The sequence below is a fragment of the Streptomyces sp. R11 genome, assembly GCF_041051905.1.
In the GTDB taxonomy this organism is placed as follows: domain Bacteria; phylum Actinomycetota; class Actinomycetes; order Streptomycetales; family Streptomycetaceae; genus Streptomyces.
In genome coordinates this window covers 9,351,710-9,372,341 of the sequence record NZ_CP163432.1, presented here as the reverse complement: position 1 = coordinate 9,372,341, position 20,632 = coordinate 9,351,710, and the positions used below count along the sequence as shown (strand labels likewise).

Sequence of the window (20,632 nt, the reverse complement as noted above, 5' to 3'; positions counted from 1 at the left end):
CAATGATGGGGACGGATGCTTCTGCAGGCTGCGGGGGTTCAGTTGCCAGTCGGTCTCGCGAGGTGATTCCGGCGGCGGGCCATGGCGAGGGTGATTCTGGAAAGGTTGTCCCGCTGCCAGCCAAGGGACGAAGCAAGGCCCAGCCCGTCACCCTCATTGTTGTGCGAAAGTGAGACAGAATACAGATTGATTGCCGCTCTATCGAGGAGCTGGGCCCGCAGGGAATTCTCGTCGAGGTGACTCACGTGACGATGGCTCACTTTCACGGACGAGAAGGTTTCACACCAGTCTTCCCCAATGAAGTTGAGGGTTCTGGTCTGCGCGCTCTCCCGTTGCATCCGGTGCCCTTCCCAGTACGACCTGATCATTGAGTGGCCGCCGTTGCAGAGCCGGAATATGCTGACGTTGCCGGCCAGCCGGCGCCCTTCGACATGGGCCTGCTGGACCAGCGTAGGCACGATGTCCGGGACGAGTGCGGCCGCAGCATCACCGATGAATGCGAGAATATTGCGTTCTCCGCTGAAGGCCAGTGCCGGGATCGCCTGGGCGGCGTCTCCCATGAGCGCCTTTCCGTAGAAGCCCGAGAACCCCGGGCCCGTCCGGACAAGATTCCGAATGGCTGACGCCCCTCCCCTGCCTACGTCATAGACGCCGGTATATGTATACCCGTCGCGGTTGATCATGTCCTCGAGGAGGCGGTTCAACTGCCGGAAGAAGTAGTTGGGGCTCATGGGAAGAATGGGTATGCCGCTGACCACATCCGAGGGACTGTCCTGTGTCGATTCCATCGATGTGCGGCGGCGTGCGAGGATATCCGGCGTGACCTCGATACCCTCTCTTACCGCACGGAGAAAAGGAGCAAGATCTGAAACGACAGCAATGTCGGCGAAGGGTGCTGAATGAGCCGCTTCCCGTGTGATCTGCGCGATCTGGAACGAGTTCCGCAGGGTGCGCTCCGAGAATGGTGTTGCCGCTTCACAGATTCTGCTCTTCAGAAAGAAGAGCCACTGCTCATGACGAGGCCTGATACTTCCGTCAGGCCGGTGAAGGAAATCATGAACCCTGCTGGAGCACCCGTACAGGCCCAGCGTTCCCATGTATTCAGGGACCGCCTTCCCGTGTCTGTACCGGGAGACGCCGCCGGGGCGGATCGCCGAGTCCGCAAGAGCGATTCCGGCGCACCTGGCTATGTCATGGACGAGGCCGCCTTCCACCTGATCCAGATGCCCGCACTGCCACAGCAGGTCGGCCGGCTCAGTGTTGATGACGTCGCGCACCTTTTCGATCCAGTCCTCCCGGAGGACTGCGACTCGTGCAGGGGCATGATCCGCTGTCCGCTCCTCAGGCGGGGCTGGCTGCTGAAGTACGGAAGTGGCCGGGGGTTTGGTGCAATCCAGCACAGCAGGAGTCGCCACGATGACCACGGGGCCGGCGTTGGACGTATAGAGCGAGGCTGCTTCCTCCAGGCCGCGTTCCATCTGTGCTGGTTGTTGGAGGTAGACGAAGGGGATCTGGCGGGCCTCGAGGACTTTTCGCACGTCCTCGGCACCGTGAATCGCACCTTGAAACGGGAACCATTTCCCAGCGGGGGCGTCGGCACAGAGGATGAACCCTCGAGCTCTTGATTCGCGCAGGTTCGCCAGTGTTCCACGGAACTCATCGAGCATCCCGCTCGTGACCACGATCACGAAGGGCGCATGGTCCAGCTGCCAGCGTGCGAGAGCACCGCATGCCAGAGCGTGCTCGCTCGGGCCACGAAGAACCGGATTTCCCCCTTCTCCGGCATGGGCCTCGAGGTCTTCGATCACACCGGAGACCACGGATCCGGTGTAGTAGTGCAGCCCCCACATGCTTCCGGCCTGTGCGTCTAGGAACTGGGCGATTCTTGCGGCGATGGCCGTCGGCCGGCGGACGGGTGAGCCTCCGGGGGGGCTACCGGCCCAACGCTGCACGAAATCGACGTACTGGCAGACGATGTCCGCAGACAGCACCCATTCGTGTTCAGGGAACGTCCTCACAACATGCCTGCCGGCGACGTCGATTCGAGGCCGGGTCGCGGTGTGGTAGGCGACCGGAACGCAGTGTGATGCATCCAGCAACGGATCCGAGGCTAGCCGACGGGTCAGAGTCCCGCTCAGTTCGTCGATGTAACCGGGGGCGGCGCTCTCGCGCACTTTGTTCCGTGCGTCCAGCAGCAAGAGTGCCAGGACGCGGGGTCCTTGGGACGCGTCCGGTGATGCGATGACGGAGCAAGCCTCTTCGATCGTGCCGGCCAGGACGAGCCTGACCGAGGGGCGGGGCTGCACACGGTTCAGGTAACGGCGGGCGCGCCGGAGTGCCTTGCTGTACGCCTCAGGCCTGGGCTCCTGGCCTTGAGGGGCCGTTACCGGAGTGGACGCATCCGCGGCGACACTCACGCATCCGCCGTCCACGTCGCTGAGCGCTGCATGGACGGCCTGGTGAAAGCGGCGGTCCTTCCCTATGGCCACCACTATCAGGCTGATGGAATTGCTCGCGCTGCACGTCACCTTCATTGCTCTCCACTCTTGTGGCGCTCCGTCGGCAGGCCCGTCGTGTGCCGATCGCGTTCTGACGGCACGTCGGCCCGTGCGGTGTAGCTCTCGACGGACGAGCTCACGACCGTGAGCAGGTCCCGGCAGCGCTCTTGAGGCAATACGCGAGGTGCGACCTGCCCGGATCAGTCGTTTTTGTACGGGTGACGCCGCTACGTACGGGACTCGCCAGCGTCTCCCCTTCCGCTCCCCCTGACCTGATCACTGCTCTTTCAGCCAGTCCCCGAGCCCACCGTGAGCGTCCCGGTTTGCCTCCCCGCTGAAGACTCGCGTGCGCCCGTGCAGGAGGGCGTGGATTACGCGGTGATGCGGTTCGCACTGACGCGTGGTACATAAAACACTCTCCATCGCTTCAGCTCGGCGCTGGCCCTCTCAGGGACACGGAGTCGGACGAGCCGGATGAAGAGGCCCGTTGCCCGGCGCCGTGGGCACGGCGACGGCACTGGGCAAGGATGCTTCGGCAGCCGGGACTGCAGAGCGGGTGTGCAGCGCCCAACGCGTGGCGGCGGCCAGCGCGGAGCCGAACAGGGCTGACAGCAGGCCTGCCAGGAGCCAGCCCGCGCCGCCGAAGCCGAGGACAACCCCAGTGGCCAGCAACGGTCCCACGACGGTCTCCACTGACATGCCGAGGGCGAACGCCCCCTGGTACTGCCCGGAGACCCTGCTGTCGGCGAGTTCGAAACTCAACGCCCAGGCGGCCGCCGAAGTCAGCAACTCCCCGAGGGTCAAAGCAACTACTCCCAGGCACAGCAGCATCAGGGCCAGTGTGAGAGGTACGGCGGCAGACAAGGCGAACATCGCGCACGCCGGGAGGACGAGGCACGCGCCGAGCCGAGCGGCTCGGCGTGCGGACTCGGCGGTGTCAGCACGCTTGCCGACTCTGCTCTGCAGCGCGATCCCCAGGATGGTGTTGCATGTGAGCAAGGCTGCGAGCCAGGCGGCAGAGACGTCGAGGTGAGCGAGCACCCACAGCGGCAACGCGATCGTCAACAGGCTGCGATACATCGCCAGCAGCCCACACAACACAGCGACTGACATGTACGGCGCATCCCGCAGCGCAGCCCAGCCAGGGAGCACCACTGAGGTGGCAGGAGCCGGCGAGGTCGACGACCGCGGCAGCTGTTTGGTCAGCGCGACGGTAAACAAGGCCGCACCTGAGCTGCAGAAGATGACGGCAACGTAGGCGCCCCGGGTGTCCAGGTAAAGCGGAACCGCAGCAATGAGGGTTCCCACTGACGTGCCAAGCTTTGTCGCTGACCGCAGGAACGCCTTGAGTTCGACCCGGCTTCGACCGGGGGCCATATCGGCGATGACGGTGTTACGTGCCACTCGCGCGCCCTGGTCAGCTGCTGCCAGCGCGCAGGCCGCGGCCAGGAAAGAGGCGAAGTTGTACACAACGCTGTAGCTAGCGAAGAGCACCCCCTGCGCAGCTGACAGGACAACAAGCAGGTTACGCGCGCCTACCCGGTCCGCGAGGCGGCCCGATAGCACCGATGCGACAACGGCGAGCATCCCCGCGAGCGCAGTGCCCGTACCGACCTCCGCCAAGTCGAGTCCGACAGATTGAGTGAGGAAGATCGCGCTAATGGCGGCGAAACTGCCGAACCCCGCACCGTAGACGAACGAGGCCACGCCGAGAATCCGCGCTACTCGTCCCGGCGGTAGCAGCCATGGAAACCGCGACATGAACCTACCTATCCATAGGCCTGATTCCGCCCAGACCGAAGCAGAGGGCTGGTCTAGGGGGTGAGAACCTGCATGCCTTCGCCGTCAAGGCCGCCTCGCAGCCAGCACGGTCTCGTGGCCCCGGTGTCTCATTGCGAGAGGAGCCCGGCATACGGAAGACGGTACGACTGGCCTGCTCACCTCGGATCGGAGAAGACGCCGGCCCTGTAGGTTCTGTCTTGTTGGTCATCTGCGGGCCCAGATGAGGATGGCTGCGAGGTGGAGTGCGGCTTGGTAGTCGATGGCGAGTTTGTCGGTGCGTATCGCCGGGCCCGCGCCGCTGCTTGGGGCAACGTGTTGGGCTGGCCGGTGGCCGTTGCACCAGGGGGCGGTCGAGAACGCCCTTGGAATGGCCGGGATCTGGACCAGCGGCTTCTGCAGTGTCACGAGCAGTTGTGGATGTGCCGGCCAAACTGTCCACCCGGGTGCGCCTGCTCGCCAGCGGGCGCCCGGGCAAGACCGATCCCGCCCCACGCCCATGCGATAGCCACGGCTGCCATGCACGCTCTAGCCTGCAGGCACCTCTGGCACAGGACGACGCCACGGTCCTGCGGCTCCTAATTGACCGACGCCATGAACGGGTGCGCCAGCGCGCTCAGGTGTGAACCGTCTGCACGTGCTGGTCGTTGCCCTTGTGCCAGGGCTGACACCACGGAAAACCGTCCGCGGTCGCCGCGAGCCGATTCCTCGAGGGTTGCCAGCCGACCGGACACGCCTCCTGTCGGCAGGCCTGCCCCAACCACCGGAGCCCACATGCGCAAGAACATGTACAAAGTGCCACGCATACCGAGGCCGTCGTCCCTAGCGATAGCCCCGAGTCCCAGCGTGCACCAAGACTGCCCCCGCTCCTAGCGCCAGGACCGCGAAGGTCCACAAGGCGCGCACACCCCAAGCAAACCCAGCTGCAATCGCCAGGACAGCAATGAGGACAGCGATGGTCAGAGCCCCAATGAACTGGGCTTTGCAGGACACGCCGGCTCCTTCTAGGAGTGTGAATGGATTGTGGTCTGTCGCTGCGTGGACAGTCGAGCGACTGGCCGGACTCGCGGTGGGAAGCTCACCGCGATCCCGCAGGTGCAGGCATCATCGGCCATTCGATGGCTGGCTCAAGCTGATGATCTGGCTCGGCATACCATTCGCTTCCGCCTGTCCCCGCAGCTCGCGGCCCAGGCCACCGCGAACCGCAGCCAGCTCTGGCATCAGCCGTGGTCTCGCCAGTTGCCTCATGCGATCAGCTCGGCCGCAGTCCGGCCGCGGAGTGTGATGTCTCAGGGAGTGCAGTCTGCCGCCACGGGGAACATGCAGTTGGTGCCGGTAGTGAACGTGGAATAGGACGAGGCCTGCTGCCTTGAGCTTTGATCGCGAAGTGCGCTCGCAAGTAGCGATGGGCCGACGGCCGCACGGTGTCGGCCGGCGCGGGGGGTGGTTGTCGCCCTGGCAGCGTGATCATGCTGCGTCTCTGCCTGCCCATACGGTCCGCGAAGGGGACCGTATGGGGACGGCGCTCTATGCGCGGTGAAGGGAAGCGACCTGCTCAGGGCCGGCCCGGATCGCCGAACGGCGGCGAACCCGTAGCTGTCCGGGCTGGCATCCCTGGAGCAACTGAACGTGCTGGTCAGCGAGTTGAGAGCCAGCCTTGGAGTGCCGTGTCCTAGTCGACAAAGTCCACGCCGACCACGGAGAACTTGCTGTTGGTGCCGATGGAGAGCGTGGACTGAACAAGGTTGGCGCCCTCGAGCTTTGACTGGTTCAGAATCGACATGTGCTTCCCGTTGAAGGAGTTCTTGGTCCGAACGAAGCCGGAACCGGGGTCCTCTCCGGTGAATCGAATCCACTTCTGACTCGCTGTGCCGTCGCACGGGCGCACTACCAGGTTCGAGTTCTCTGCCTGCGCGAACTGGTCGTTGGGGGCATCCAGACATCCGTTCACGACCGCACCGCTGTTGGAGAGGATCTTCTGGCGGAGCTTGTACGCAAATACCGTCCCGCCTTGCGCGAACCCCTTCCCCTCAGCCACCCACTGCTGCCTGAGGTCGAAAGACCGCGGCGTCGCCTGCACTACCGGGTTGCCCTCACGGACGGCGCCACCAGCAACAGGGGTAGCCGACAGCACCTTGCCGGAATGCTGCGCCTTGATGTGATTGAAAAACGTCGCCGCGTGCACGTGAGACGCGGTGACCCCTGAGAGCGAGCCGGCAACGGCGGTGGCTGCAGCAACCGTCATCCCCACCGCCAGCCGCATGGTGAACCGTCCCATATCATTGATCCATTCCCGAGAGTGTGAGCTGGCCAGTACCTCCCCCAGCGGCGGGGCAACGGGCCTTTGCAACAACCAGTACGCGCAATCACTGCCACCGGATCGCAGCCCACGTACCCGGACAAGGCGCGCCGACAGTGCACAGCCAGATCGCAAGCCGCGATAACGATGCGGGTCTGCTGCACGATCGGGTGACATCTGAACTGGCTTGCCCTGTAGGGCGGGTGGGAAGGATGTCGCTGTGCCGAAGCCGTATCCCGAAGAGTTCCGCGAGGACGTCGTGCGGGTCGCGAGGAATCGCGGCCCGGGCGTGACGCTCGAGCAGGTGGCCGCCGACTTCGGCGTCCACGCGGTGACGCTGTCGAAGTGGATGCGCCGCGCGGACATCGACGACGGGGTGCAACCCGGAACGAGCAGCCAGGAGAACGTGGAACTGCGGGCCGCGCGTCAGCGGATCAAGCTGCTGGAGCAGGAGAACGAGGTCTTGCGCCGGGCCGCGGCTTACCTGTCGCAGGCGAATCTGCCGGGAAAAGGATCTACCCGCTCGTGAAGGAGCTGGCCGCCGGCGGGGTCCCCGTCACGGTCACGTGCCGGGTTCTCAAGCTCGCCAGACAGCCCTACTACCGCTGGCTCGACCGGCCGGTGACCGATGCCGCGTGGGAGGAGGCCTACCGCGCGAACGCGTTGTTCGACGCCCACCGTGAGGATCCGGAGTTCGGCTACCGATTCCTGGCCGATGAAGCCCGCGACGCGGGATCGGCCATGGCCGACCGGACCGCGTGGCGGATCTGCCGGGACAACCGCTGGTGGAGCGTGTTCGGGAAAAGGCGCGGCAGGACCAAAAAGGCCGGTCCGCCGGTGCACGACGACCTGGTCCGCCGTGACTTCACCACGGATGGCCCGAACCGCCTGTGGCTCGCCGACATCACCGAACACGCCACCGGCGAAGGAAAGTTGTATCTCTGTGCGATCAAGGACGTCTTCAGCAAGAGGATCGTCGGCTACTCCATCGACGCGCGGATGAAGTCCCGCCTCGCGGTGACCGCCCTGAACAATGCCGTCGCCCGGCGCGAGAACGTCGCCGGGTGCATTCTGCACACCGATCGCGGGTCGCAGTTCCGGTCACGGAAATTCGTCCGGACGCTCGACGGCCACGGGATGGCCGGTTCGATAGGAAGAGTCGGGGCGGCAGGCGACAACGCGGCCATGGAGTCCTTCTTCAGCCTGCTGCAGAAGAACGTCCTCGACCGCCGATCGTGGGCCACCCGCCAGGAACTGCGGATCGCGATCGTGACCTGGATCGAGAGGACCTACCACCGACGCCGCCGACAAACCTCGCTCGGCCGGCTGACCCCCGTCGAATTCGAAACCGTCATGACCACACCGGTCCTCCAGGCCGCGTGATCGAACCTGTCACCCAACGCTGCAGCAGACCCCGCCGACCAAGGCGTACTACAGCCTCAGTCACACAGGGCACTGGCTGGCCTGTTCAATGACCCGCAAGCCCGCCGCGGCCTTACGGCAAGGGTGACGTGCGCCCAAAGACGCGACCAAGGAGTATTGGGAGATGCTGAACCAGCTGCGGTGCACTTGCGCCATGGCCCTCACCTCACACCGTGGACTGTCCCGACACAGATCACCAAGCGAAGGTGGACCACCTACGCACACGCCTCAACCACAACGCTGCCCGGCAGCGGCGTCGTTCGTTGGTCGGACACCCGCTCAGATAGCGAAGTCGTAGCTCATGGGCGGGAGGGTGCCACCCAGCACTGTCATCCAGCGTCGTCGGGCAAGCACACGATCAGACACGGCGCCTCAGGGATCCAGTACGGGATGCTGGAGCATCGCTCCCGGGTTGAGCGGTCGCCAGGGCAAGGGCGAACACGAGCAGCAGGACATACATGAGCAGTTCCACAAAGGCGGCGAGGGGGCTGTCCTGGTTGGAAAGTGGGGAGCTGGCAAACCCTATATACGCCACCATGTAACCAAGTGCTGTCCAGCGTCGCCATCCAACGAGCACTTGCGCTGTGGCGATGTACACGGCAGCCGCAAGTCCAGCGAAGCTGCTGAGGGTGCCCCCAAGAAACATCAGGAGGCCGACGGCATCCGTCTCCTGCTGCCCAGTAACGACCATGGCAACACCGCCCGTCGACAAGACAGCCCAACCTGCAGTCCAGGCACGTAGCACAGCGCAGGCGATACGGCCTGATCCCGCAATGCGTCTCGAGGCCACCCCTGCAATAAAGTAAGTCGTAGCAATCAGTGCGACTGCCGCCACGGACTGCACTGCATACCACGCAGCGGTACGAGGTCCGGGATCCCCGGTCGCTTGCAGGACCCAGTCCAGCAGCCACAATCCAAAGGCGACGACGCCTCTGATGCCTACATCCCTGGTCGATTTAATGGGCTTCATGAGGCCATCCTTTGGAGGTCTTCGCCCTTGGACGTCAGACGGTGGTGGGAGACGCCCTTCTTTCTGAGCGGCTCCGTCGGTCTCAGTACGGTGCGCTCTTTCGATCCGGTTCACACAGACGCGCCGAGGGCCCGTGTGATGGTGTGGCGAGCTTTGGAGGTCTGTCGTCCGCCGCTCTGATGTCCTGTTTCTCAGCCGGGACGGGGCTCGGAACATCGCGTGAGGGGGTGAGGGGCGTGGGTTACCGGCTCCCTGCTGCCTGGAGTCGAGCTGGGCTTCCCTCAATTCGGAGTGCTCGCGGGAAGTCATCGTCTCTGCCAGACGCCATCCGGCGCCAGCAGGTCCTGCCCGAGCACAAGCCCAATTCCTGTGGAGGCCGTCGCCGCGCTGGCGGCAGTCGCGGAGGATCTTGTGGTTGTTCATTCGGCCGATCACATGTTCCACCGGGCACGGATCTTGCAACGCTCCGCGTTGACGTCCTCCTCACCCCGAGCAGAGCCTGTCCCGGGGGGTGGGGTGTGGCACCGCTATCCCGCAATTGAGAGGGGCCCCGTCACCGAGCACCGTCACGCCCTGACAGTGCGCTCGCTCAAGACATCCGCCAGGCGTACGCGTCAGCGGTGGCATCCGGCACCGGACGCGCTGCGGCAATCACCAGGCGGGTGGACGCGTCCGCGATGACCTGCACACCCGCGGAGAGCCGGTAGTTACGCGAGGACACTGCCACCTGGGGCTCACGGACCGGGTCCAGCGTGCCGTCACGATCCGCAACGGCTCCGGGCATCGGTCGGCCGGTCAGGTTCGTGCGGTAGTGCACCGCGACCGCCAATACCCGCTCGCCAGCGGCAACCGACTACGCCCGGCCCCCGCAGGGCTGTCACCGCCCCGCTCCCGCACCACCTTCGAAACGCAACTGCGTCAGTTACCTGCAGCCCGGTGAAGGTCTCCCACCCACAGCGGGTCGCCCCGGCCATAATTAGGACCACTCGCGCGAGCGAAGGTCACCACGATGGCGCATGCCACGGCATCACCGTGGCGGTCCCCCACACGATGTCGGCGCGGGCGCCCGATGCGGAGCAGGCCCGCCACCCCGGCCGTCTGTCACCTGCCCGACACCGTGCGTCGGCATCCTCTTGAGCGGAAGCGGGAGCGTACTCAAGCGCACCGGGCTGCCCGCCTCAGGTGCTGGCATGCCAGGAGAAGCAACTGTTGGGGCGATCTGTGCTCGACGAGCCGGGGCGGCCGCTTCCCTGACCTACTGCATCACCGACGGGCCGACCCTGCTGATCGATGTGTGCTTCGATCCCGCCCCTCGATGTGCCGAAAACGGTGCATTTCCTCCCCGAAGCGGGCATCCGGCTACTCGGCTCACAGCGCCGGGTCCGCTGACTGGCCAGCAGGCCCGGCAGCCCATCGGACACCGCACTCGGCCCAGCAAAGCCCTGGTTGGCAACCGCCAGGTCCGCAATGCCGACAGCTTGCGCCCCATGGCGCCGGAACACCAAGGCCCAGCAAGCCTCAACGCCGCATACGGGGGCGCTCGGGGGTCGGCACTGACGTATGGACCATCCGCAGGCCCCAGACCGCATATCGTGACCATGAAGAGCAGGGCGCCAGGAAGAGGAAGCCAGGGCGCGCGTCAGCGATATACAGGCTTTATCGATTGCGTCGAATATGCCCGAATTGACGCTTTCGACGGCCTGTGGATGTATGCCGATTCTGCAGTGGAGAACCGGAAACCGTCCCCTCCGACGCCACGTGTGCCTTGACGGGTTTCCCGCAGGTGGCGCACCTTCCGTGAGGTTCACTCGCTCGCATTCGTGCAAGAGCGACAAGCACCGCATCATTCTCCGGTGCCGCAAAGACCCGGCCGCGTTCTCCATTGGGTGCTCCGTCATAGCCGTTTTCTCGTACCCCGCCGCGTGGGCCGAGGGTGCCCGCTGTTTGGTCGGCCTTGGCGCTCAGTAAGAGTCATGGGAAAGCAGCTCTGCTTGCTGCTAAGCACTCACCTCGAAGGATCGGGGTAGACACCTCGAGGAAATTGTGTACCATCCAGCTATGGCACAGAAAGTCGTGACTGTTTACACGGATGACCTCACCGGTGTGGAATCGGAAGAGGTGCGGACACACACCTTTTCCCTGGACGGGGTGAATTACGAAATCGACCTCGTGTCGGACAACTATGACAAGCTGTTCGAAGCGCTAGCCCCCTTCATCGACAAGGGCCGCAAGCTCGGCCGGACAAGGGGCGCGATTCGATCGCGTAAGGGGCCGGCTGACGGACCAAGCGCTGAGGAAGTCAGGGCATGGGCCCGGCAGCACAACTACCAGGTGAACGACCGGGGCCGCGTCCCTGCCAACATCCGGGATGCGTACGAAAAGGCCCACTGACCCCGGCAGCCACGGCATTCCCGCGCTCCGCCGGACAGCCCGGTCGAAGCCACTGCCAGACCGTCCGGCTACCGGTCGCCTCGGCGAATTGGCAGCTATCGGAGCATTCAGTGGAACCGGCCGCTGCACATGTCGGGAACTGTGCTTCCTGGTAGGCCAGCCGCGAAATGGCAGCGCTGCGTCAGCAGCCACTACACCATCAGTAGCGTCGCCGGGGCAGGACTTAATGTCCCGCCCCGGCGGACACACACCGCGGACCGCCGACTGCGCTGCAAGAGCCGCAGTTCTTGCTGGGGCCGGGCAATCCAGCGAAATGATGCGGCGCTTTCGTCGAGAGCCGCCGGCCGCCTGCCTCGCGCGCCAGAGGCTGAATTCGTGTGCTTCACCACGGGATGCAAGGGTATCGATCACGCGAACCGCCCCTCCCCGAAGCAAGGGCCGGCGCGGGCAGAGCTCGCCAGAGAGGCTTGACCGTGCTCTACATGCGGTCGCGCGGCGGGCAGGCTGCCTTCACGAAGGACCGGGCACGCGAAACCGGGAAAGCAGCTGATCACGTATGTGCGGTCAATCCACTCAATTCGGCACGGTGAAGGGGCACCGCCCGGTGGAGGAAGTGGGAAGCCGCGGCCGACACGGCGCCAGCGGCTTCTCATACGCCGCATGCGCACGATCTCCTTGTCCCCCGCATTTGCTTCAGAGGTGGGCCGGACACGGGCCTCCACCAACGGCGGCACCCTGAGCAGCCGACGTGGCCGGGCAGGACTGACCGCGGCCGTCATGGAATGCCCCTGCGGCGAAAGCTCATGACGATTTTCGCCACCCGACTGCAGTCCCCCCGTTCCCAAGTAGTCAACCAGATCGCGTTCCCTGCTCGAAAGGGGCAGACATCGGCCGAGCCACCACGGCGGACCTCAGCCGTGGGCCGGCACCAGCAGCACGGCATCAGCGACTAACCCTGGTGCGGTAGTTCCCATGCCAGCACAACAAGGGAGCCATACTGCCCGGGGGCGTGCGGCGTACACAGCATGAGCAAGCTCTACTCGCCCCGTAGTATCACTGCATCAGGCGGCCCTCGCGAAAGCGCCGACGTCACAACTGGGCCGCAGAGCTTCGCCTGCCACGAACCGAGGAGACAGGATGCCCGAAAGCACGGCCCCAGCCACTGAGTTGACATCGCAGTACACCAGCCAAGTAGCCAGTGATATGGAGCGCAACGTCAAGGAGCAGGACCGCATCGCAGCGGAAATTGCCACGCTGCAGCAACAGCTGACTGCTCTGCAGCATGACCACACGGTGCTGGTGCACATGCAACAAGCCCTCGGCATCGCGGCGGCCCCTGAGCCCACGAACAGCGCCAGCGCTGTGCCCTCCCCTCGCAAGAAGACCACCTCAAAGCCGCACAACAAGGCAAAGACGGCAGTTACCCAAAAGACCGCCGCCGCTAAGCCCACTGGCAAGAAGGCTGCCGCACATACGGCTCAGCCCACGCTGGTCGAACTCATCCGCCGACACCTCACCGAACAGAGCGAACCGCGCTCCGCAGCCGAGATCGCCACCGTACTCAGCCACGCACATCCCGACCGCGGCATCAAAGCCACCGTCGTACGCACCACCCTCGAAAATCTCGTCGCCAAGAACCAGGCCCACCGCGCCAAGCAGGGCGCGTCCGTCTTCTACACCGCACCCGCTGCACCCCAGCCCGCAGCAGCCCCGGCCCAGACCCAACCCGCAGCCACCAAATAGCCGCACCGACGCCGCCGTTGCTCTCGACGCGCGCGCTGGTACCCCCTACGGCACGCTTGCTGCCGTACACACCGATTCCCGCACCGACCCCACTTCTCAAGGAGCTCTTGGCCGGCCAAGACAGCTCCGGGGATCGATCGCGGCAATCCTGCGCCAGCACGCTCGCGGCAGACGCTCGGCCGAGCCGAGCGGCCTCGACCGCGGAGAAGGGCGAGGCGGGCAGGCCCTGCCGGACGGCAGTCCGGTGGCCTCGGTGTTCCTGCCCACAACAGGGGGGGCAGGGAGCAGCCTGCAAAGGGGGCTCAGCCGGCCGGGTCTTCCTCGCCCGCGTCGTGCTGTCGCAGTTCAGGGCACGGTCGATCCTGTGCCCTGAACTGCTGTGTCACAGGCCGGTCGAGGCCTGGTCATGCGGCAGCTGCGTTGTCAGCAGTCCGACCAGCTCCAGCACTTCCAGGATGTCCACGGCTCCGCAGCCTCGGTGACATCGTCTCCGGGGAGCGCATCGAGGATGTCAAGGTCCAGCTCCATCAGGTGATCACCTCCTTATCGGTGGTAGGGCAGTCGCTGGTGGGGGCACCGGCGAGGCTGTGAGGCAGCCATGGGCGGGGGCCGCCGTGGTCCAGGCGCAGAAGGAAGGCCAGTGTTCCGGCGGATCCGATGTTGAAGGAGGCGGAGACGTCTCGTGCCCTTTCGTCGGGGAGAAGCGCCCGCTCTCGCCGACGAGCCTGGCGGACGCCGATGGCCCGGGCCATGCCATGTGCCCAGTGTCGGTAGTGCGAGTCGCGGGTGGCATCGGCGACGTCGAGGAGCAACTCGGCGTTTCCGGCGAGCCCATGACACTGAACCGAGGACTCGGTGCGCCAGCGTGCCCGGTACACGGCTGTGGCCGCCTGCTCAACCAGTTCTCGCAGGCGGGCATCGCCGTTGCTCTGCCACATGCGCAGGAGAAAGGTGGCGACGCCTGAGGATCCGCTGCACCAGTGCAGCTTGGGGCGATCGGCGTCGTTGGGCCCGAAGGCCAGTACGCGGCGTCATCGTTGACACGGGCGACGTGAGTGAGGGTGTTCGCGGCCGCTGTGGCCACTTCGAAGTGCTGCTCGTCTCGTGTTGCCCGGGCGGCGGCCAAGAGGAAGGTGCCGATGCCGGCGACACCGTGGGCAAAGCCGAAGTGGACCAGGCCTGCACCGCGGGAGGGGAAGTCATCCGGCACAGGCCACAGGGTGAGATGGCCCTGACGGTCAGCTGTCTTGATCAGTGTGTCGGCAATCTGTCGGGCCCGGTGCAAGAACGCCTGGTCACCGGTGATCTCCCAGAGCCGCAGTTGAGTCAGGCCGGCACCGGCCAGGCCATGACAGACGTCTGGGTTGGGCCAGCTGACCGGGATACTGCGGGCAATGTGGGCGGCGAAGGTCAATGTGTCCTGATCGCCCAGCGCGAGCGCTGCTTCTGCCAGAGCCCAGGCTGTGCCGGACCTGCCGAAGTACAGGCCCGGCAGGACCCGCGGTTCACGGCCTACCCGCTGTCGAATCCACGCTGTTGCTGTGACGACGGCCTTTCGCAGCTCGGGATCCGGTGTGGCTTGCATGGCGCGGGTGAGGACGGCGAGGGTGCCAGCGGCCCCGTTCTGCACGTTCAGCGGGTCGGCTTTGGCGCTCTGTGTGCCAAGAGGCCATAGCTGTCGTTCGTTGACGGGATCCATGACGGTGATCAGATGGTCGATCCCATCACGGACCAGGCGCGGCGGGTCGACGCAGCTGCCGGACTGGTCGGTGGCCAGCGTCGCGGTGGGTGGCCCATGCGGATCGCGGGCCAGGAGCATCTGCCGTACCTGGGCCAGACAGGCTCGGCTGGCCGGGTCCTCGTGCGTCAGCGCAGCGACCAGTGGGGTGAGGCGACGCGCGGTCGCGTGGTCGGTGCCGGCATGGCTGAGCCAGGTGGTGATGCGTGCGCCGCGGGGGCGTGCCGGGGGATCCTCCGGAAGCAGGACCGGGTCGATACCGGTGGCCAGGAAGAACAGGGTGACGCCGAGGCTGAAGAGGTCTGCACGTTGGTCGGGGGCCGGACCGGTGCGGGGCAGGTTCTCCTGCTCCGGAGCACCGTAGGGGCGCGTGAAACCGCGGTAGGTCACGTCGCCGGGTCGAGCCAGGAACTCCAGGTCTATCAGGCGGAGCGTGCCGTCGGGCTCGACGATGATGTTGTTGGGGTTGAAGTCCTGCGCGACGAATCCCCGGGCGTGGACAGCCTCCAGCAACTGGACGAGCCCCAGCCCTACCTGCTCGGCGCAGGACACGGGCAGGTCACGGTGGTGGCCGGCAGCGACGTGGCGTATCCAGTGGCGCAGGGGCGCTCCGGTGAGCTCCTGCTGAACCAGGAACGTGGAATCATCGTGGTCGAAGCAGCTCACCATCGCGGGTGTGATCCCCGAGGGGGCGAACTGCTGGAGCATAAAGGCTTCGTGACGCAGCAGGTCACGCACGTCACTGCCGTGTGCAGTCGCCCCGACATGAGCTCGAGCTCGTTTGATGACGACGGCTTGGCCTGTGACGGTGTCGGTGCCCCGGAACACCCCGCCGCGATAGCAGTGACGGATCGCTTCGCGGACAAGGAAGCGCCCTTGCAGCAGGGCGGACCCACCGGTGACCGGGCGCGCGGCACTCGATGCACCGGTGGCAGCAGCCTGTTCGGCAGCAAAGGGATCGCTCGGTGCCCAGGCGGGAGGCCCGGTCCAGGCCTTGCGTTCATCCGGAACCAGTTCGCCGTCCGGACGCATCAACATGGACTGGTAAATTCCGTCGTTGCTGAGGGTGAAGGGGGCCTGCATGACCCCGAACCTGTAGTGAACCAGGCTCCCCGGCCGGTACGGGCGATCCGACAGAATGCGCGGTCCAGCGAGCCCTTCGGTGGCCTTGTGCAGCTGTTCTGCGAGATCACGCACATAGTCGGGATCACCGCTGGGGTAGGCCGTGATGAATTTCCCGGCATGGAACCGGTCGTAATGAGGAGAGATCAGTTCCTCGAGGCGAGCGAACGTCCCCGCGAACTTGAACGAGCATCCCTGTGCCAGCAGTACCTGCGCCGCGCGGGCCAGGACCGTGCTCGCACTGACCGGAGTCGCCGACAGATGCAGTTTCCAGCCCTGCCGCGGCACGTCCTCATGCGGCGCCAGCACACGGCACCAGGAACTGGACGGTTCCATTCGCCAACCAGCCAGGCTGTCCCGCTCCAGCAGAGCACGAACGACGTTCTCCAGCACCGTCCCAGCCTGAGAGTGACGCGCAGGTCCCATGTCTCCCCACTTTGCCGACGCGCCACAGGCGGACAGCCATCACCGCCCCGTGCCTACACCAGAGCGTCCATGCCATCACTACGGCAACCACCGCCCTGGCGGATCTCACACCCGCTCGACGTCAGCAGTCCCTACGTCCACGGTGCGGACAGGACAGCACCCCCCGAAACCACACCAGCCAGGGTGCCGGTGCCTCGTTGCCCCCAGCAGCCGGGACGCGCAGCACTTACCAGCACCAGACCGACCCTGTTACAGGTCAACGCAGCGACAACCACGCCCAGCACCATCCAGTGCAGCGTCCACGGCGAGCCGCCGGCCCGCACGTGCCCAAGGCCCCCTTCAGGGCCCGCTTCTCCTCAAGGTGCGCCACAACTGACATACCTGAATGACCACTTCAAACATCAGCCCATCCCTGGCTGGTCCAGCCGTCACGGCTTGAAGGCCATTACGCGACCAGCGCGCTTTGGATCACCCAAACACCCGGCAAGCGGACGCGCCCACGAAACAGTTCGCAGCGCACAAAGCCACAATTCGACCGTCGCCAGACACTGAATCGCTCAATGGCCCACAGCCCGAACCGGATGCCCTCTGCCGAGCGCGCTCGCACCCTCGTCTCAACCATGACCGCAGGCCACGGCAGCGGCCCGACGACCACATCACCCGCGCCGTCCAGTGCCGACTCCAGTTGCGGTGCAGCTGGTCTACGGCGGCGTGATCCAATCCCCGGCCGGCATCCGTATCGACCACCAGAAGAGCGGGCCCTCACGTCGTCCCCCCGGCACCCCCGGAGGGCCCGCCTTCTGTCGGCCTCCGTCGGCCGTGGGGGGTGGCGGAGGCCGACTGCCCGCGCGCGGTAGGACCGCTGACTGCTGCACAGCGGAGCGCCAGCTCACTGGCGGTCCCGGAGCATGCGGAAGCACGTCGCTTCAGGACCGACACCCCAACTGCACCTTCCCTACCGGGTTGTTGCACCCGAGCAGATCTGAGCTTCGGGACCTTCCTCGACGACGTGCCGACACTCATCAAGTGCACCAGCCCGGTCGCAGCCAGCCAGGGCCTGCGGCTACCGGGGCAGCAAGAACGATGCGCCGCCCCCGCCAGCTGTTCTTCTCACGGATTCTGTCGCTCTCCGGGCGGCAGCGAACGAGCATGAGCCGTTCCGCCAGCGCTCGAGAGAAGGCGTCCAGGCTCTACCTGCTCCTGCAGCCCAGTTGAATGTCTCCTGGGGCGATCGAGCGGGCAGAGGAACCGCCCCGAGCGCCTCTGCGCCTGGGTCCGATGCTGGCATGACATTCACCCCCTAGCGGGGTGTCGGACGACGAACGAGCACGAGTCGACAGAAGACTCCAGAGGTTGAAGCAAGGGTGTAGCGGCCTGCCTCAGACGAGCAGGCCGCAACCGGGGTGAAATGCCAGTTTGACGGCACGGTCGTCTATTGCGGGTCTTCCATCGAAAGGGGATCATGAAATGTCAGATCGCTTCGACCCTGAATCTCCTGGGGTCATCAAGGTGACCATTAGAGAAGACAGCCGTGGCAAGCCCGATGTGGAGGGCTTGCAGCGTGACCTCGACCACCACGGTGTCCGGGCCCGCGTGTATCAAGGCGATCCCAGCTGCCCCGTGTCACTTCAAGTCGGCGGCGATGGACGTCGTCCCGGTGGTCGCTGGCTCGAGCTGGAAGTCTTTTCGGCGTCTGATCTGGTGGACGGTACGCAAGCTGCCCACATCAATCCTGCAAAAATTCCCATTGGATATCATCTGCAGATCATTTTCCCTGTGCTGGCCGAAGGCGAACGATACTACGGCGGAGTAGCGTTCGGACTGAGTAAGGACCCAGCACCCGACCGCGTGCACATGCCTGCACCAGGAGCCCGGGCGGAGGACTACGTACTCGACGAGGACGGCTACACCAGGTGGCGTCCTCCCAGGCAGGCATGATCACGTCGCTGTGTACTCCAGGGAACGGTGAAGACACAGGACTCCCGCGGCCACTCCTACTCTCGCTCGGTGACCGGACGGGCAGGGAAGGGGTGGTCATACCCAGCGATGGGCCGCATACGCTGCCGGCGCGGTGACACACTGATGTCACCGCGGCAAGCGTCTTTGACAACATCGGCGGCATACATGTGATGTCCCTGGCGGCATGCCGGCTCCCGCCTCCCCTCGCAGGGAATGCCGGAAGGCGCAGCCGTCCGCGGCAAACGAGAACCGAAGCCAGCGCCGGTACGTAATGACGGACGAGGCGGCTGGATCCAGATTTGCCCACATGAGCACTCGTTGACGCTTCACAGGGCGTATCCAACAGGGTTGCCCGAAAAGGATGTTCTCCCTGGCTCCGGCCCGCCGCGACCGCCAGGAGGGGTGTGGGCAAGCACCTCAACTAAGCCTGGCTTCCGAGAGGGCCGCTGCGCGCAGATGCACATGGCTGCACGCGCAGTTGCGGCAACCGCGCAGGACAGCCCTCGAGCGGGGGGAACCCAGCAGGCGGTAGATCATCACGGATGCTCCGGCGTCCACGGGAGGGATTCACTCATGGCGGTGCATTTCGGCAGGCGGCTGCGCAAGGGAGCGGCCGCCACCGCCGTGGCCGCGGCGGCGGGGAGCGCCTTGTCCGCATCCCAAGCTACAGGCGTGACCGTCGACGACAAGGGCAGACAGGCAGCCGCGGACTCCGCCCCCTCGCCCGAGGAGACCGCCCACGGCTTGAGCGCCACCGGCAACTCGCCGTACTACACCGACCTGCCGCCGCTCAACGGCCCCAACCCCTCGCCGTCCACCGGCACGGACACACTAGTCGCCGACGCTACCGAGGCCGGTATACCCGCAACCGTCCTCCACGCCTACAAGAAAGCAGCGGCCGCGCTCCGCGCGAAGAAGCCCGGCTGCAACCTGCCCTGGCAACTTCTCGCCGCCATCGGCAGAGTGGAGTCCGGACAGGCCCGCGGCGGACGCGTCAGCGCCGACGGCACCGCGCTCTCCTCCATCCTCGGTCCCCAGCTCGACGGCCAGGGTTTCGCCCTCATCCGGGACACCGACAACGGCGCGTACGACGGCAACAGCACGTACGACCAGGCCGTCGGCCCCATGCAGTTCATCCCCTCCACCTGGCAGTGGGCGGGCCGCGACGGCAACGGCGACGGCCGCAAGGACCCGAACAACATCTACGACGCTGCGCTCGCCGCCGGGCACTACCTGTGCCGCTACGGCTGGGACCTGTCCAACCAGAACGACCTCAACAGGGCAATCCTCAGCTACAACAACTCCACGCACTACCTGCGCACCGTCCTGAGGTGGCTGGAGTACTACCGCAAGGGCACCCACGAGATCCCCGACGACACCGGCACCCCACCCGCGAGGCGCAGCGACGACAGCGCGGCGCGCCCCACCCCGCCCGCCACAGGCGGCCCTACCCCCGGCGCCAGTTCCAAGCCCGCAAGGCCTGTAAGCAGCCCCACCCCCAAGCCGCCCACGGCGCCGCCGACACCACCCGGCACCTCACCTGCGACGCCCACCGACACCGTGGACCACCTGGAGGACGGCGGCACCACCACGCTCACCGCAATGGCAGGTGAGGCGTTTGCCAAGCGGATCAGCACCCGCGCCGAGACCGAGGCCGGCACGTCCGTAGCGAAGGTGCACATCCGCTTCACCGTCGTCGGCGACACCGACACCACGTTCACCGGCGGAGAGAGGGTGGCCACCGCCATCACCGACAGCTCCGGTGTCGCCGTGGCGCCCGCGCTCACCGCGGGCGAAAAGACCGGCGACATCACCGTGCGCGCCACCGTCGTCGGCAGTACTGTGCCGGGCCTCGACTACAAGGCCACCGTCACCGAGCGCACCGCCGACGACCTCATGCGCACCGGCGACGAGAAGCTGACCTGCACCCCGGGCGGCGAGTTCGCCGACCGGGTCGTCGTGAAAGCCACCCGCGACGGCGCCGCCGCCGGCAACGTCGCGGCCACCGCCATCGTGATCAAGTCCCCCGACGAGCCGACCGCCAACGACACGGGCCCCTACTTCAAGGACGCCGACGGCAAGGCCGTACGCACCCTAAGTAACCTCAAAACGGACACGAACGGCCTGCTGAAACTGCCGCAACTGTACGCGGACGACGCCACCGGCACGTACCTGCTCCGCATCACCACCGCGGGCGGCGCGACCCTCACAGTCGAGCTGACCATCGCAGTGGCGCTGCCCCCGTCACCAAGCCCAACTCCCAGCACCTAATGCGGCTTCACAGC

Annotated in this window: 10 protein-coding genes and 1 pseudogene; 5 read left to right on the top strand and 6 right to left on the bottom strand. The window is 65.8% G+C overall.

Going from position 1 to position 20,632, the window contains the following annotated elements:
- Window positions 1–38: 38 nt before the first annotated feature.
- From AB5J55_RS43340 to AB5J55_RS43330, 3 genes are all read right to left on the bottom strand, one after another.
- Entirely contained in the window at window positions 39–2,534 is a 2,496-nt protein-coding gene (locus AB5J55_RS43340) for a hypothetical protein (RefSeq protein WP_369275858.1), read from the bottom strand.
- 411 nt (window positions 2,535–2,945) lie between these two features.
- A complete protein-coding gene (locus tag AB5J55_RS43335) occupies window positions 2,946–4,205 on the bottom strand; it encodes an MFS transporter (protein ID WP_369275857.1) in 1,260 nt (419 codons plus the stop codon).
- A 1,744-nt stretch (window positions 4,206–5,949) separates the two neighbouring features.
- Entirely contained in the window at window positions 5,950–6,555 is a 606-nt protein-coding gene (locus AB5J55_RS43330) for an RICIN domain-containing protein (RefSeq protein WP_369275856.1), read from the bottom strand.
- Window positions 6,556–6,796: 241 nt separating this feature from the next.
- On the opposite strand from AB5J55_RS43330, the gene AB5J55_RS43325 reads away from it, so the two are divergent.
- Window positions 6,797–7,959, top strand: a protein-coding gene (locus AB5J55_RS43325) for an IS3 family transposase (RefSeq protein WP_369275855.1) whose coding sequence is annotated in 2 segments (ribosomal slippage) — window positions 6,797–7,081 and window positions 7,084–7,959 — 1,161 coding nt in all. Because the reading frame shifts where the segments join, the coding sequence is not laid out codon by codon here.
- 1,598 nt (window positions 7,960–9,557) lie between these two features.
- On the opposite strand, the gene AB5J55_RS43320 is transcribed toward AB5J55_RS43325, so the two are convergent.
- On the bottom strand, window positions 9,558–9,752 hold the full coding sequence (locus tag AB5J55_RS43320) for a hypothetical protein (protein WP_369275854.1): 195 nt from the start codon (window positions 9,750–9,752) through the stop codon (window positions 9,558–9,560).
- 1,274 nt (window positions 9,753–11,026) lie between these two features.
- Here AB5J55_RS43320 and AB5J55_RS43315 point away from each other — a divergent pair.
- Both AB5J55_RS43315 and AB5J55_RS43310 read left to right on the top strand, forming a co-directional pair.
- On the top strand, window positions 11,027–11,359 hold the full coding sequence (locus tag AB5J55_RS43315) for an Lsr2 family protein (RefSeq protein ID WP_369275853.1): 333 nt from the start codon (window positions 11,027–11,029) through the stop codon (window positions 11,357–11,359).
- A gap of 1,137 nt (window positions 11,360–12,496) precedes the next feature.
- Window positions 12,497–13,102, top strand: a complete 606-nt coding sequence (locus AB5J55_RS43310) for a hypothetical protein (RefSeq protein WP_369275852.1) — start codon at window positions 12,497–12,499, stop codon at window positions 13,100–13,102.
- Window positions 13,103–13,629: 527 nt separating this feature from the next.
- Here AB5J55_RS43310 and AB5J55_RS43305 read toward each other — a convergent pair.
- Both AB5J55_RS43305 and lanL read right to left on the bottom strand, forming a co-directional pair.
- Window positions 13,630–14,040, bottom strand: coding sequence for a lanthionine synthetase LanC family protein (locus tag AB5J55_RS43305; RefSeq protein ID WP_369276476.1), 411 nt, complete (start codon window positions 14,038–14,040; stop codon window positions 13,630–13,632).
- 44 nt (window positions 14,041–14,084) lie between these two features.
- A pseudogene (lanL, locus tag AB5J55_RS43300) lies at window positions 14,085–16,298 on the bottom strand (class IV lanthionine synthetase LanL); the annotation flags it as partial.
- 1,557 nt (window positions 16,299–17,855) lie between these two features.
- On the opposite strand from lanL, the gene AB5J55_RS43295 reads away from it, so the two are divergent.
- Window positions 17,856–18,326: a hypothetical protein gene (locus AB5J55_RS43295; RefSeq protein ID WP_369275851.1), complete on the top strand. Its 471-nt coding sequence runs from the start codon at window positions 17,856–17,858 to the stop codon at window positions 18,324–18,326.
- Window positions 18,327–18,920: 594 nt separating this feature from the next.
- The gene (locus AB5J55_RS43290) at window positions 18,921–20,618 is read left to right on the top strand and encodes a lytic transglycosylase domain-containing protein (protein WP_369275850.1); all 1,698 of its coding nucleotides are present in this window, start codon (window positions 18,921–18,923) and stop codon (window positions 20,616–20,618) included.
- Window positions 20,619–20,632 lie beyond the last annotated feature (14 nt).